The 1,064-nt window shown below is 38.9% G+C and carries 1 protein-coding gene; it reads left to right on the top strand.

Annotated elements, in window-relative coordinates; genetic code table 11:
- Window positions 1-77 precede the first annotated feature (77 nt).
- Window positions 78-1,064, top strand: a 987-nt coding sequence (locus JQC92_RS22465) for an ISAs1 family transposase (RefSeq protein WP_205001744.1), incomplete at its 3' end; no start/stop codon positions are given.

Genomic DNA, 1,064 nt, shown 5'->3' with positions numbered 1-1,064 from the left:
CACGGCAAGATCATTAAAATTGAACTTTTTTGAAGGTTTGTGATCAGATCAATCAAACTTAGCTACATGATAATGAAATGGAACCTTCTACTTTTTTACAGCACTTCGACAAAATCAATGATCCTCGCATACAACGTCATAAATTACATGAACTTTTAGATATATTGTTATTGTCTATTTGTGCGGTCATTTCAGGCTCTGAGGGCTGGGAAGATATCGAAGATTTTGGCCATACTAAGTTAGATTGGTTAAGGAAATATCGTCCATTTAAAAACGGAATACCCAAGCATGACACTATTGCACGGGTTATTTGTCGGCTAAATGCTGATGAAATAGAGAAAGCATTTCAACGTTGGGTTTCCTCACTCATAGAAGTGACCGGAAGTGATGTCATTCCAATTGACGGTAAAGCAGCTAGGCGTTCATTCAAAACGAAAGGTGATAAAACAGGACTTCATGCCGTTAGTGCTTGGAGCACTCTACATCAGCTGGTTTTAGGTCAAACTGCGGTAAGCGAAAAAAGCAACGAAATCACAGCCATTCCAGAATTACTTAACTTGTTAGACATTGAAAATAGTATCATTACGCTAGATGCAATGGGATGCCAAAAAGATATCGCAAAACAAATCATCCAAAAGAAAGGGGATTATATTTTAGCGCTAAAAGGCAATCACTCAGGGATGCAAGCTGAGTTAGAAGCATGGTGGCATAAGTCTGAGCGAGAGGGATTAACTCAAGAAAATCACGCTGAACATACCGAGCTTGATAGCGGCCACGGACGCATCGAAACTAGGAAATGCGAACAGTTACTGATAGATACCAATTGGATAGCCAAAGAGTATAGATGGTCAGGACTTAAAAGCGTGATAAAAATATCCTCTGAAGTTATAGAAAAAACAACAGGTAAGCAGACGAATGAAGTTCGTTGGTATATTAGTTCATTAGAGTTGGATGCGGTTCAAGCATTACATGCTGTAAGAAGTCATTGGCAAGTTGAAAGTATGCATTGGATGCTCGATATGACATTTAGAGAAGATGAATCCCGTATTAGAAGAGGAAATGGT

The sequence above is a fragment of the Parashewanella hymeniacidonis genome, from assembly GCF_016900895.1.
In the GTDB taxonomy this organism is placed as follows: domain Bacteria; phylum Pseudomonadota; class Gammaproteobacteria; order Enterobacterales; family Shewanellaceae; genus Parashewanella; species Parashewanella hymeniacidonis.
The sequence above is the reverse complement of the archived record's forward strand: the minus strand, read 5'-3'. Positions and strand labels throughout refer to the sequence as shown.